The 11,419-nt window shown below is 73.5% G+C and carries 14 protein-coding genes; 8 read left to right on the top strand and 6 right to left on the bottom strand.

The window, feature by feature from the left end; genetic code table 11:
• Positions 1 to 42 precede the first annotated feature (42 nt).
• The 5 genes from KBX21_RS25180 to KBX21_RS25160 all read right to left on the bottom strand — a co-directional run bounded on the left by KBX21_RS25180 (position 43) and on the right by KBX21_RS25160 (position 3,796).
• Positions 43 to 567 (bottom strand): copper chaperone PCu(A)C, encoded by a 525-nt coding sequence (locus KBX21_RS25180; RefSeq protein WP_210844121.1) that lies wholly within the window; start codon positions 565 to 567, stop codon positions 43 to 45.
• Between the two features lie 29 nt (positions 568 to 596).
• Positions 597 to 1,829, bottom strand: coding sequence for a Dyp-type peroxidase (locus tag KBX21_RS25175; RefSeq protein ID WP_210844119.1), 1,233 nt, complete (start codon positions 1,827 to 1,829; stop codon positions 597 to 599).
• On the bottom strand, positions 1,826 to 2,437 hold the full coding sequence (locus tag KBX21_RS25170; RefSeq protein WP_210844116.1) for an SCO family protein: 612 nt from the start codon (positions 2,435 to 2,437) through the stop codon (positions 1,826 to 1,828). The genes KBX21_RS25175 and KBX21_RS25170 overlap by 4 nt, the downstream gene beginning before the upstream one ends.
• 61 nt (positions 2,438 to 2,498) lie before the next feature.
• Entirely contained in the window at positions 2,499 to 3,065 is a 567-nt protein-coding gene (locus KBX21_RS25165; RefSeq protein ID WP_049576129.1) for an RNA polymerase sigma factor, read from the bottom strand.
• A gap of 164 nt (positions 3,066 to 3,229) precedes the next feature.
• Positions 3,230 to 3,796 carry a hypothetical protein gene (locus KBX21_RS25160; protein ID WP_199776634.1) on the bottom strand — a complete coding sequence of 189 codons (567 nt, stop codon included), beginning with the start codon at positions 3,794 to 3,796 and terminating at the stop codon, positions 3,230 to 3,232.
• 122 nt (positions 3,797 to 3,918) lie between these two features.
• On the opposite strand from KBX21_RS25160, the gene KBX21_RS25155 reads away from it, so the two are divergent.
• Both KBX21_RS25155 and KBX21_RS25150 read left to right on the top strand, forming a co-directional pair.
• On the top strand, positions 3,919 to 5,289 hold the full coding sequence (locus KBX21_RS25155) for a hypothetical protein (protein ID WP_210844114.1): 1,371 nt from the start codon (positions 3,919 to 3,921) through the stop codon (positions 5,287 to 5,289).
• Between the two features lie 186 nt (positions 5,290 to 5,475).
• On the top strand, positions 5,476 to 6,441 hold the full coding sequence (locus tag KBX21_RS25150) for an SDR family oxidoreductase (protein ID WP_210844111.1): 966 nt from the start codon (positions 5,476 to 5,478) through the stop codon (positions 6,439 to 6,441).
• Between the two features lie 64 nt (positions 6,442 to 6,505).
• Here KBX21_RS25150 and KBX21_RS25145 read toward each other — a convergent pair whose 3' ends face one another.
• The gene (locus KBX21_RS25145; protein WP_247666314.1) at positions 6,506 to 6,841 is read right to left on the bottom strand and encodes a hypothetical protein; all 336 of its coding nucleotides are present in this window, start codon (positions 6,839 to 6,841) and stop codon (positions 6,506 to 6,508) included.
• 33 nt (positions 6,842 to 6,874) lie between these two features.
• Here KBX21_RS25145 and KBX21_RS25140 point away from each other — a divergent pair, with 33 nt between their 5' ends.
• The 6 genes from KBX21_RS25140 (at position 6,875) to KBX21_RS25115 (ending at position 11,342) form a co-directional block, all read left to right on the top strand.
• The gene (locus KBX21_RS25140) at positions 6,875 to 7,492 is read left to right on the top strand and encodes a hypothetical protein (protein WP_210844127.1); all 618 of its coding nucleotides are present in this window, start codon (positions 6,875 to 6,877) and stop codon (positions 7,490 to 7,492) included.
• A 71-nt stretch (positions 7,493 to 7,563) separates the two neighbouring features.
• Positions 7,564 to 8,205 (top strand): GTP cyclohydrolase II, encoded by a 642-nt coding sequence (locus KBX21_RS25135; RefSeq protein ID WP_049576142.1) that lies wholly within the window; start codon positions 7,564 to 7,566, stop codon positions 8,203 to 8,205.
• On the top strand, positions 8,198 to 8,845 hold the full coding sequence (locus KBX21_RS25130; RefSeq protein WP_210844109.1) for a CDP-alcohol phosphatidyltransferase family protein: 648 nt from the start codon (positions 8,198 to 8,200) through the stop codon (positions 8,843 to 8,845). Before KBX21_RS25135 ends, KBX21_RS25130 begins: the two co-directional genes overlap by 8 nt.
• 3 nt (positions 8,846 to 8,848) lie before the next feature.
• Positions 8,849 to 9,826, top strand: coding sequence for a zinc-binding alcohol dehydrogenase (locus KBX21_RS25125; protein ID WP_210844107.1), 978 nt, complete (start codon positions 8,849 to 8,851; stop codon positions 9,824 to 9,826).
• Positions 9,827 to 9,861: 35 nt separating this feature from the next.
• Positions 9,862 to 10,260: a 6-carboxytetrahydropterin synthase gene (locus KBX21_RS25120; RefSeq protein ID WP_049576151.1), complete on the top strand. Its 399-nt coding sequence runs from the start codon at positions 9,862 to 9,864 to the stop codon at positions 10,258 to 10,260.
• The gene (locus KBX21_RS25115) at positions 10,257 to 11,342 is read left to right on the top strand and encodes a glycosyltransferase family 4 protein (protein ID WP_210844105.1); all 1,086 of its coding nucleotides are present in this window, start codon (positions 10,257 to 10,259) and stop codon (positions 11,340 to 11,342) included. The genes KBX21_RS25120 and KBX21_RS25115 overlap by 4 nt, the downstream gene beginning before the upstream one ends.
• Positions 11,343 to 11,419 lie beyond the last annotated feature (77 nt).

Here is an 11,419-nt window from a genome sequence, read left to right as displayed (position 1 = left end):
TCGGCGGGGCCCGCGCCCCGCCGAGCCGCTCACGCCGCCCCTTCAGTGGTGGGAGCCGTGGTCCGCCTCGTCCTGGGTCGGTCCGGTCATCTCCTGCACGGGCACGTCCAGCTCGATCTCGGTTCCGCTGGCGAAGCCCAGCGTGACGGTGACGGAGTCCCCGACCGCGAGGGGTTCGGGGAGGTAGTTGACCATGATGTGGTAGCCGCCGTCGACGAAGGTGGTGGTGCCGCCCGCCGGGACGGGGATCTCGTCGAGGGTCCGCATCACGGCGGCGCCCGAGTCCGAGGTCTCGGTCGTGCACAGCTCGGCGTCGGGTGAGGCGTCGGTGCGCACGTCGACCACGGCGTCGGCTGACGAGGCGTCGGTGTTGGTGATCGCCATGTAGACGACGCCGACCTCGGGGTTGGCCGGTTCGGGCATCCAGGCGTCCTCGACGATGAGCGCGTCGGCCTCGGCTCCGCCCCGTTCGGGCGTCTCGACGGCGGCCTCCCGCACGCCGCCGTCCGTGGAGCAGCCCGTGACGAACAGTGCCAGGGCCAGCAGGGTCAGGGTGTGTGTCTTCATGATGGTGTCCCGTGTGTCGGTCGGCCCGGTCACCAGAGGGAGTGCGCCGGGTGGGGATCGAGGGCCGGTGGCACCGCGAAGACGGCGCTCCCCTCGTGTCGGACGTAGGCGTTGAGGGCGTCCCCGCCCCGGTCGAGTTCGTTCTGGACGGCGGTGAAGCCCGTGCGCGGGTCGGCCTGCCAGGCGGTGAACAGCAACCCGGCCTCACGTCGGCCGTCCCTCCAGCCGAGGTCGTAGTTGAACCCGCGCCGCAGCATGCGGGCACCGAGGGTGCGTTCCGGGCTGGCCAGGCGGACGTGGGCGTCGACCGGGACCACGGGATCCCCGTCCTCGTCCCTGGCGGCGAGGTCGGGGAGGTCGTCCTCCCGATCACGGCCCAGTGGCGCGCCGTCCGACAGGCGTCGGCCGATCACCCGCTCCCGGGCCTCGGGCGCGAGGTCGAACCAGTCGTCCAGCAGCATGCGGACGCGCCGCACCACCACGTAGCTCCCGCCGTCCATCCACGAGGTGTCGGACTCGGGGTGCGCTGCCAGGACCTGGGGACCGAACGCCGCCTCCGAGGGCTCGGGGTTGACCGTGCCGTCGACCTGGCCCATGAGGTTGCGCGGGGTGGCCGAGGCGTCCTGGGCGGTCGCGGCGGCGCGCTGGAACCCGGGCAGGGACCAACGCACGGCGGCCCGGTCCCGGACCAGCCCGAGCAGGTGCTCCACGGCGGCGCTGACCACGAGCGGGTCCTCGGCGCCCACGTGCAGCATCAGGTCGCCCCCGCACAGGGCGGGGTCGAGCCGGTCCGACGCGAACGCGGGCAGGTCCTCCAGGGGCGCGGGTCGCCGGTCGCCCAGACCGGCCCGGTCCAGCAGGGCTCCGCCCAGGCCGAGGGTGATCCCCAGCGAGGCCGGACTCAGCCCCTGGGTGGGCGCGCCGGGCGCGAGTGCGGCCAGCCCCCTCTCGTGCAGTTCACGAGCGTGCTCACCCCAGAGGGCCAGGACCCCGCGGGCCTGTTCGAAGACCTCTCCGGGTTCCTCGGCGCGCAGGTCCACGGCGACCACGTGGACGTGGGCCGGGGTGGGGGTGAGCAGGGCGGGAGGACGCCCGTCCTCCGGTCCGCTCCGGGACAGCGTCAGGCCCCGGGCCGGGTCCTCACCCTCGGGAACGCGCGCGGCCCCGGCGCCCAGTAGTCCCCCGGTGGTCAGGCCCACGGCACCGGCGGCGCCCAGGCCCGCGAACAGGCCGCGCCGGGAGACCCCCGTCCTGGGGCTCACAGCAGCTCCGACCGCAGCACGGGCAGCAGCGGGGCGATGTCGTCGGCGCCCACGCCCTCGTCGAACATGCCCGCCGCCTCACCGCCGGGGGTCAGCACGAGGATGCGGCCGCCGTGTGAGACGAGGTACTCGCCCTCGGTGACCTCGGGGGCATCGATGGGCACGCCGTAGTCCAGGGCGGCCCGCACGGTGTCGTCCACGTCGCCGCGCACACCCTGGAAGTCAGGGTCGAACCGGTCCAGCCAGGAGCGGAGCTGCTCGTCGGTGTCGCGCTGGGGGTCGCTGCTCACCATCACCACGTCGAACCCGTCGGCGTCATCTCCGGCCTGTTCCAGGGCGAGGTTGATCTCGGCCATGGTCATCGGGCACACGTCCGGGCAGCTCGTGTAGCCGAAGAACAGCAGGGTGAGCCGGTCGTCGGCGACGTCGGTGAACCCCCAGGGCTCCCCGTCGACGGTGGCGAGTTCGATCCCGGAGGCTGCCATGGGCTGGTCGGAGAGGTCGAGGTAGTGCTCGGCCTCCGCCAGGTCGGGCCCTCCGCAGGCGGTGACGGCCACCAGCGTGGCTGCCGCTACCGCCAGGGAGCGGATCGGGAGTCGGGTTCTCATCGGATGGTTCCTCACGGGACGGTGGTTCGAACTTGCAGGACACGGGGGGTGGGCGGGGCGCTCACGCCGCCTCCCGCACCAGGCGGGCCAGGTCACGGCGGCCCCGGGCCACCCGCGAGCGGACCGTGCCGATCGGGACGCCGGTGAGCGCCGCGACCTCGGCGTAGGGCAACCGCTGGACCTGGGTGAGGACGAAGGCGGTGCGCCTGTCCTCGGGCAGGTCCTCCAGCAGGGAGACCAGGGCGAGGTACTCGTCGAACCGCCCGGGCTCGGCTGAGTCGGAGCCGAGCGCCCGCTCCCAGTCGTCGACCGGTTCCGTGCGGGGTGAGCGCTCGCGGCTGCGGTAGCGGTCGGCGACGGTGTGGCGGGCCACGGACAGCAGCCAGGCCCGGACCGGGGCCCTGCCCGCGTATCCGGGCAGCCCGCACATGGCTCTGTGGAAGGTCTCCTGGGTGAGGTCCTCGACCCAGGCGGGTTCGACCCGACGGGCGATGTAGCGGACCACGTCGGCGCGGGTCAGGGTGAACAGGGCGTCCATCGCCCCGGGAACCCCCGCTCTGGCGCGCTGGGCCAGCGGGGCCAGGTCGGGGGGTGTGTGGACCGTGGTGAAGCCGTCACTACGGGTCATGGAACTCGTGCTTTCTGTCACCGCCCGCGCGGCCGCCCCGCTGTCTCTGGACAGCGGGGGCCGCGGGGTGTTCTGGGCAGGTGGTGCCGGGGCACCACGGGGGACGCCGGAGGGCGGCCTGACGACGCCGGGGCTTCAACTCCCCGGGTTCGTTGGAACCTCGGTCAGGCGGCCAGAACGGGCGGTGGTCCGCGCAGGACGCGGGAGTGGCGCAGATAGGGCGGGCGCGTGCGCGGGCGCTGGTCGGCGGTGGCGAACCGGACGGACGCGGTGACCCGCGCGCTCGGAACGGCGCCGACCACCAGCAGCAGCGGGATCAGGGAGAGCGCCATGAACCGCAGGAAGGCGAAGAGGGCGTTCTCACCCAGGTGCAGCCACCAGGCGCTGACCAGGGCCATCACCAAGTGCATCGAGATCATCGCCCAGGCGGGCATCGGGTCCTGGACCAGGACCGCCCCGGTGTGGTCGACGTGGTTCGCCGCCTGCGTGTAGGAGAAGGTCACGTGCAGGGCGAGCTGGCCCCACAGCATCCACGCGGTGAGCATGCCGGGACCGTGCCTGCGGCCCGACAGAACCCACGCGACGGCGAGGACCACGGCCGTGCCCAGCAGGAGGCCGACCAGGGGGACGTCGTGCCCCGAGCTCACCACGTGGCCGACGGCGGACAGGCTCGCGCACACCAGGGTGAACACCCCGGTGCGCAACGGTCGGCACAGTTCGCTCTCGGACATGGTCCCCACATCGTCGCACCCGTCGCCGCGCGGCCGCCAGAGGGGTGGGGATCGCCGGGCCCCGACGACGAGGTCCTCCACTATGCTCGCTTGCGTCCCCGCAGTGAGAACAGAGGTCGCCCGTGTCCGTCTCCCCGCTCACCCTGCTGAACGAGTGGAGTGCCCGCACCAACGAGGCTCCGCTGCGTGAGTTCCTGCTGGTCGGGACGGTGATGGATCTCTCCGCCCTGGAAGGGGGACTGGTGCCCGCCGCCCAGGACCTGGGCGCGTTCGTCACGGTGCTCGGCACCGCCGCCGAGGAGGCCTCCGTACGGCGCCCGGACCGCACCTACGCGCTGATCGACCGCCCCGTGCCCGATCTGGCCCTGCTCCTGGGTGACGAGCACGTCGTGGCCGCCTTCGGTTCCGGCTCCCCCACCACCGAGGACCGCGTCTGGACGGTGCTGCGCGGCGGCCCCGACGGCATTCCCTGGGCACTCGCCGACCTGGGTGCGTGGCTCGCCTCCTGCGCGAGCCGGATCACCCTGCCCGCGTCCCTGGCCGACCGGCTGACCGCCCTCGCCGACCGGTTGGAGGACCTGCTGCTCACCAACCCGACGGAGACCTCCGTCCGGGTGGTGCACAACCTGGACGCCCCGCTCCTGTCCCACCTGCCCGAGGGGCCGGTCGACGAACTCACCCTGCACGCGCCGCTGCGCGGCTACGACGCCCCGGCCCTGGCCGCCCTCACCGAGCGGCTGTCCCCGACCCACGTGCGCCTGGGCGTGCCCGGATCGTGGGCCGTGCGGGACCGTGAGGACGCCGCCCGCTCCCTGGCTGAGGCCGGGACGCAGGCGGCCGTGAACCCCGTCGCCGAGGGGTTCCCCGAGCACGGCGGGCTGGTCGAGTGGCAGGCGGGCGACCAGCGCCGCGCGCTCACCTGCGGTGCCAACCTGGCCGCGCTCACCGGAACGGCCTCCTCGGGGGCGGGCCTGGAACTGGGCCTGGTCGTCCCGGCCGTCCCCTCCCCCGAACCGTCCGAGGTGGCCGCCCCTGCCGAGGACGACGGCCACCTGTCGCGTGTGGCCGCCGAGCTCGAGGCCTCGGGCTGGACCCTGGAGTACGACTCCGGCACGTACCGGGTCAGCGGCGCCTTCACCAACCCGGTTCCGGTCGCCGCGCAGGTCGTCGAGTTGCTGGAGACCCAGGCGGACCCCGTCATCGTGCACGCCGAGGGGCCCAAGGGGTGGGCGCTCATCGTGTGGAGGCGGCCGAGCCTGCTGCTGGCCTCCGCTCCCAGGGGCAGCGCCTGGCGCCTGTACCGGGTGGACCCGCCCGCCACCCCGTCCTCCCGGCTGGGGGGTGGCGAGGGCCTGTCGCGGGTCGGTCTGACCCGCACCAGCGCCCCGCTGCACCGCGTCCCGCACCGGGACGTGATCGCCTTCCTGGAGTCCCTGGGCACCGACCACATCTCGCTGTTGGAGAGCGTCGGCCACCTCACCAGGCCGCTCTGAGCGCCCGCCCGGCCCGGGTTCGTTCCGCCGGGACGGGATTTGGGGTCATCCGAGAAGGAACCTCCGGAATCGTCGCCACAGAGGGCCACATCCCCGCTGTGGCGTCGGCCCTGGCTCACAGGCCGCCCCGTTTGAAGCCGTGACGGTGCTCGATGCTGATGGGAACGGGCGCTAGGCTCTGGGCTCATGCGAATTCTCGTGTTGGGCGGTACCTCGTTCGTCGGTCGGGCGATCGTCGACGACGCGCTGCGGCGCGGGCACGAGGTCACGCTCTTCAACCGGGGACGGACCGCGCGGGGGCTCTTCCCCCAGGCGGGGTTCCTGTTGGGGGACCGCGAGGAGGGCGACCACACCGCACTGGCCGAGGGCTCCTGGGACACGGTCGTCGACGTCAGCGGGTTCGTGCCCAGGCACGTGCGGCAGTCCCATGAGGCGCTGGGCGACCGCGTGGGCCGGTACCTGTTCGTGTCCAGCAACGCCGTCTACGCGCCCGGCGCCGGTCCAGGGGCGGACGAGTCGGCACCCCTGCGCGCTCCCGAGTGGGACACCGAGGAGATCGGCCGGGACACCCACGGTCCGCTCAAGGTCGCCTGCGAACAGGAGCTGACCGCCCGGTACGGCGAGCGCGCCACCATGGTGCGGCCCGGGATGCTCGCCGGACCGCACGACAACGTCAACCAGTTCACGTACTGGGTGCGCCGGGCCGCGCGCGGCGGCAAGGTCGTGCTGCCAGCCGACCCCGGGCAGCCGGTGCAACTCCTCGACGTGCGGGACCTGGCCCGGCTCGTGGTGCTGTTGGCCGAGGACGACCGCGGGGGCGTGTTCAACGCGATGGGACCGGCCGAACCGCTCACCCTGATGGAGATGCTGCGCACCTGCGCCCGAGCGGCGGGGAGCGAGGTCGAGCCGGTCCTGGTGCCGCCGGAGACGATCAAGGCCCGTTTCCCGTTGGTGCGGCCGGACCCGGTGTGGGAGCAGACCTTCCAGCGCGACTTCGGCCGGGCGCGGGAGGCCGGGCTGCTCTCGACGCCGCTGGCCACCACCGCCGCCGACGTGCTGGCGTGGGACCGTCAAAGGGGCGAGCCGCCGCTGGGCGTGGGCCCCTCCGAGGAGGTCGAACGCACCCTGCTCTCCTACGTTCAGGGCGCCTGACGGCCACGGCGAGGCGGCGGCGGGGCGTTGGAGGAGTCCGCCGTTCCCGCCGGAGCGGCGCGCTCTAGCGCTCCGCCGCGTCCCGCTCGCCCTCTCGTGCCCCTTGTGTCCCGCGCGTCAGGCGGCCGATTGTGGCCACGGGACGCGGCAGCCAGGACCGGAGCCCGGCCAGGCGGGCACGCAGGGCGCCCAGCGGGCCGCTCGGGGCTGCGGCCTCGTGTTCGGGCTCCCCCACCGGCCGCTGAGCGGCGCGGTCGACCTCCGCCACACGTGCGTGCAGGCGGTCCCTGACCTGTTCGGGGGTGTAGGCGCGGCGCTCTCGTTCGGCCCGCGCGATCGCCACTCCGGTGGCCGCCACACCCACGAAGGCGGCCACGCCCAAGGCCTTCCACCACTTCATGCTCATAGGCTAGTGCCTGTGGCAGACACGAGCATGGACCTGGACACGGCGGTCGAGCTGACCAGAACCGGTGACGTGTGGGTGTTCCGGGGCACGAGCGTGCCGGACCGGGCCATCCAGCTCACCACCAACAGCCCGGTCAACCACGTCGGCATGTCCATCGTGGTGGACGACCTCCCGCCGCTGATGTGGCACGCGGAGCTGGGCAGGTCCCTGGTGGACATGTGGACCGGCACCCACCAGCGCGGGGTCCAGCTGCACGATCTGCGCGACGCCGTGCTGGTGTGGGGGCGCCGCTACGGACAGCAGGCGTGGCTGCGGCAGTTGGACCCGTTGGCCGACCGCACGATGGAGGACGCGGCACTGCGGATGGTGGCCCGGCTGAACGGCACCCCGTTCCCCTCGACGGCGCAGCTGGCGGGGCGGTGGGCGCTGGGCCGGATGCCGTTCCGGAACCGGGCGCGCGAACGCCGTCTGGAGACCGCCTACTGCGCGGAGGTCATGGCTCTGACCTATGAGGAGATGGGGCTGCTGACCCGGGGCAGGCGTCCCGGGTACTACGACCCGGGACGGTTCTGGAGCGGGGACTCCCTGGAGCTGGAGGGCGGCTTCGCTCTGGGCGGGGAGATCCGGGTCGACCTGCCGGAATAGTCGTCCGGCCCGTGTATCGGACCGTTGGGATGGGCACGCACTGTTCAGGTCGCATCCGCATCGGAGGACACATGACGGAGCATTCTCTGGACGGCGCGGCCGTCGCCGAGTCCGACCTGGTGGTGCGCAGGGGCACGTTCCGCTGTGTGGCCTTCCGGGACCCGGTCGACGGCCAGGAGCACATGGCCCTGGTTCTGGGTGCGCTCGGTGACGGCGAGGAGGTCCTGGTCCGCGTGCACTCCGAGTGCGTCACGGGCGACGTGTTCGGCGCGCTGCGCTGTGAGTGCGGTGACCAGCTCGGCGCCGCCCTGGACACGATCCTGACCGAAGGCCGTGGCGTGCTGGTGTACCTGCGGGGCCACGAGGGGCGCGGGATCGGACTGGTGAACAAGGTCCGCACCCAGGTGCTCCAGGACGAGTGCGGGCTGGACACCGTGGACTCGGCGACGAGCCTGGGACTGCCGGTGGACGTGCGGGACTACGGCCCGGCGGCGCGGGTGCTGCGGTACCGGGGCGTGCGCTCGGTGCGGCTGCTGTCCAACAACCCGGCCAAGGTGCGGGCGCTGGAGGACCACGGGGTGAAGGTGGCCTCGCGGGTGCCGCTGCTGGTTCCCGCGCACGAGAACAACTCCCGCTACCTGGTCGCCAAACGGGACCGCCTGGGGCACGACCTGCCGCACCTGAACGGTGACGCGAGGCGGGCGGGTGGCTGATCCTGCCTCCTGGCTCGGGGCCCGGGGCTGGGGCGCCGCGCTGCTCTACTCGGTATTGGTGACGGTGGCGCTGGTGACGGCGATCCGCCGCTACGATCAGTGGCCCCTGGGTCCGGCGGACCTGGTGACCCTGGTGCGGGTCGTCCTGATCGGCGTGGTGACGGCCCTGGTGGCCGAGGGAGGGCCGGTCGGGCCGCTGGTGTCGGTGGCGACCCTGGCTCTGGTCCTGGACTGGGTGGACGGGCTGGTGGCGCGGGGGACGCGCACGGAGTCCGACTTCGGGGCGCGGTTCGACATGGAGGCCGACGCGTTCCTCATCCTGGCCCTGAGTGTGTACGTCTCCGGGTCCCTGGGACCCTGGGTCCTGGCGATCGGCGCGATGCGGTATCTCTTCTGGGCCGCCGCCCGTGTGGCACCGTGGCTGCGCGGCCCGCTGCCGCCGAGCGTGGCACGCAAGGGCGTGGCCGCGGCTCAGGGGATCGTGTTGACGGTGGCCGCGTCGGGGGTACTCCCCCGGCCGGCGGGTGCCGTCGTGGTGGCGGTGGCGCTGGTCGCCCTGCTGTGGTCGTTCGGACGTGACGTGGTGGCACTGTGGCGGGCGGGTGTCCCCGAGCCCGGTGCCGCCGAGAGGAAGAGGTGAGGGATGGCGAGGACCGCTCGGGCGTTCTGGGTGGACTCCCCCGGTGTGGGCGAGGTCCGGGAGGTGGAGCTGCCCGAACCCGGACCCGGCGACGTGGTCGTGCGCGCCCTGTGCTCGGGGATCAGCCGGGGCACGGAGACGCTGGTGTTCGGCGGCGGGGTGCCGCCCAACCAGTACGGCGTGATGCGGGCGCCCTTCCAGGAGGGTGACTTCCCCGGCCCCCTGAAGTACGGGTACCTGAACGTGGGCGTGGTCGAGGAGGGCCCGGGGGAACTGGTGGGGCGGACGGTGTTCAGCCTGTTCCCGCACCAGACCCGGTTCGTGGTGCCCGCCTCGGCGGTGTCGGTGGTCCCCGAAGGCGTCCCGGCCGCACGGGCGGTGCTGGCGGGCACGGTGGAGACCGCGATCAACGCGCTGTGGGACGCCGCGCCGCTGGTGGGCGACCGGGTGACGGTGGTCGGCGCGGGCATGGTGGGCTGCTGCGTGGCGCGTCTGCTGTCCCAGGTGCCGGGGGCCCGCGTCCAGTTGGTGGACGTGGATCCGCGCCGGGCCGCGACCGCCGAACGCCTGGGGGTGGACTTCGCCCGCCCAGAGGAGGCCGAGGGCGACCGCGACCTGGTCTTCCACACGAGCGCCACCGAGGCGGGCCTGGTCTCCTCCCTGCGGCTGCTGCACGTGGAGGGCGAGGTCGTGGAGCTGAGCTGGTACGGCGACCGGAGAGTGATCCTGCCCCTCGGGGAGGACTTCCACTCCCACCGGCTGACGGTGCGGGCCAGCCAGGTCGGCATGATCTCTCCGGCCCGCCGCTCGCGCTACGACCACGCCGAGCGCCTCCAGTTGGCGCTGCGTCTGCTGGAGGACCCCGCCTTCGACGCCCTGCTCACCGGGGAGAGCCCGTTCGAGGAACTGCCCGCGGTGCTGCCGAGGCTGGCCAGCGGCGAGCTCGCGGCACTGTGCCACCGCATCGTGTACGAGAACTGACCGAACGACCGATCCCGACACCCTGGGGAGTCCTCTTGTTCAGTGTCACCGTCCGGGACCACCTGATGGTCGCCCACAGCTTCCGGGGCGAGGTCTTCGGCCCCGCCCAGGCCCTGCACGGGGCGACGTTCGTGGTGGACGCGACCCTGCGCCGCCCCGAGCTGGACCCCGACGGCATCGTCGTGGACATCGGCGCCGCCACCCGGGAGCTGGGCGCGGTGGTGGCCGAGCTGAACTACCGCAACCTGGACGAGGTGCCCGAGTTCGCGGGGACGAACACCTCCACGGAGTTCCTTGCCAGGGTGGTGGCCGACCGCTTGGCGGAGCGGATCGCGGCGGGGGCGCTGGGGGCGCACGCCGACGGACTGACCGCGCTCTCGGTGACCCTGCACGAGTCGCACGTGGCCTGGGCCTCCTACGAACGCGAGCTGTGACCGGGACCGCGAGCACCCCGGCGCTGTTCGTCGTTCCACAGGCGCGAGAGCCCAGTGGCGGGCACACCTACGACCGGCGGATCGCGGACGCGTTGGGCGAGGGCGCGCCCGACGCCCCGCACAGTGCCGCACGATCGGTGCGGACGGTGACGGTGCCCGGCGTGTGGCCCCGACCGGGACCAATCGGGACGAACGCGCTCTCCGCGGTGCTGGCCGGGGCTCCCGACGGCGCGTGCGTCCTGGTGGACGGCCTGGTGGCGTGCGGTGTGCCCGAGGTGGTGGTGCCCCACGCGGGGCGGCTGCGGCTCCACGTGCTGGTGCACCTTCCGCTGGCCGACGAGTCGGGGCTGTCGATGCGGGAGGCCCGGGACCTGGACGCGCGCGAACGGGCCGTCCTGAGGTGCGGGGTGGCGGTGGTGGCCACGAGCGCGTGGGCGGCCCGGCGGTTGGCCGCGCACCACGGTCTGGCCGAGGCGGGCGTGCCCGTGGAGGTGGTGCGACCGGGGGTGGATACGGCACCACTGGCGCGCGGCAGCGGGTTCGAGGAGGGGGCGGGCCGCGTCCCGCGGCTGGTGTGCGTGGCCTCGTTGACTCCGCGCAAGGGACACGACCTGTTGCTGCGCGCCCTCGGGTCCCTCGTGGAGCTTCCGTGGGAGTGCGTGTGCGCGGGACCGGGTTCCCCTCCTCCGCTCGCGTCCGCGCTGGCGGGCCGGGTGCGGTTCACCGGTCCGGTGGTCGGCGCGGAACTGGAGGCCGCGTACGCCTCCGCCGACCTGCTGGTGCTGGCCTCCCGCGCGGAGACCTACGGGATGGTCGTGACCGAGGCGCTGGCCCGGGGCGTGCCGGTGGTGGCCACCGAGGTGGGAGGGGTTCCAGAGGCGTTGGGCCGGGCCCCCGACGGGCGCGTGCCCGGTCTGCTGGTGCCGTCCCGGGACGCGGCGGCACTGGAACGAGCGCTGCGGGACTGGCTGACCGACGCGAACCTGCGTGCATCTCTGCGCGACGCGGCTCGAGTGCGCCGCACGGCTCTGGCGGGGTGGCCCGAGGCTGCCCGGGAGATGGCGCGAGTACTCGGTCTCTGAGCCGCCCCGGAACGGGTGGGTGCGTGTGACCGGGTTCTCCGGCGGTCGCATGTCCTCATACCAGGTCCGGTGGTATC

Source organism: Nocardiopsis sp. B62 (assembly GCF_018070675.1).
In the GTDB taxonomy this organism is placed as follows: Bacteria; Actinomycetota; Actinomycetes; order Streptosporangiales; family Streptosporangiaceae; genus Nocardiopsis; species Nocardiopsis prasina.
The sequence above is the reverse complement of the archived record's forward strand: the minus strand, read 5'-3'. Positions and strand labels throughout refer to the sequence as shown.

Bases quoted from the DNA above. Each gene is read 5' to 3' on its own strand.
- KBX21_RS25125 (WP_210844107.1), top strand. From the start codon at position 8,849: ATGGCGAGGACCGCTCGGGCGTTCTGGGTGGACTCCCCCGGTGTGGGC.
- KBX21_RS25160 (WP_199776634.1), bottom strand. From the start codon at position 3,796: ATGTCCGAGAGCGAACTGTGCCGACCGTTGCGCACCGGGGTGTTCACC.
- KBX21_RS25135 (WP_049576142.1), top strand. From the start codon at position 7,564: ATGACGGAGCATTCTCTGGACGGCGCGGCCGTCGCCGAGTCCGACCTG.
- KBX21_RS25150 (WP_210844111.1), top strand. From the start codon at position 5,476: ATGCGAATTCTCGTGTTGGGCGGTACCTCGTTCGTCGGTCGGGCGATC.
- KBX21_RS25140 (WP_210844127.1), top strand. From the start codon at position 6,875: ATGGACCTGGACACGGCGGTCGAGCTGACCAGAACCGGTGACGTGTGG.
- KBX21_RS25145 (WP_247666314.1), bottom strand. From the start codon at position 6,841: ATGAAGTGGTGGAAGGCCTTGGGCGTGGCCGCCTTCGTGGGTGTGGCG.
- KBX21_RS25165 (WP_049576129.1), bottom strand. From the start codon at position 3,065: ATGACCCGTAGTGACGGCTTCACCACGGTCCACACACCCCCCGACCTG.
- KBX21_RS25180 (WP_210844121.1), bottom strand. From the start codon at position 567: ATGAAGACACACACCCTGACCCTGCTGGCCCTGGCACTGTTCGTCACG.
- KBX21_RS25170 (WP_210844116.1), bottom strand. From the start codon at position 2,437: ATGAGAACCCGACTCCCGATCCGCTCCCTGGCGGTAGCGGCAGCCACG.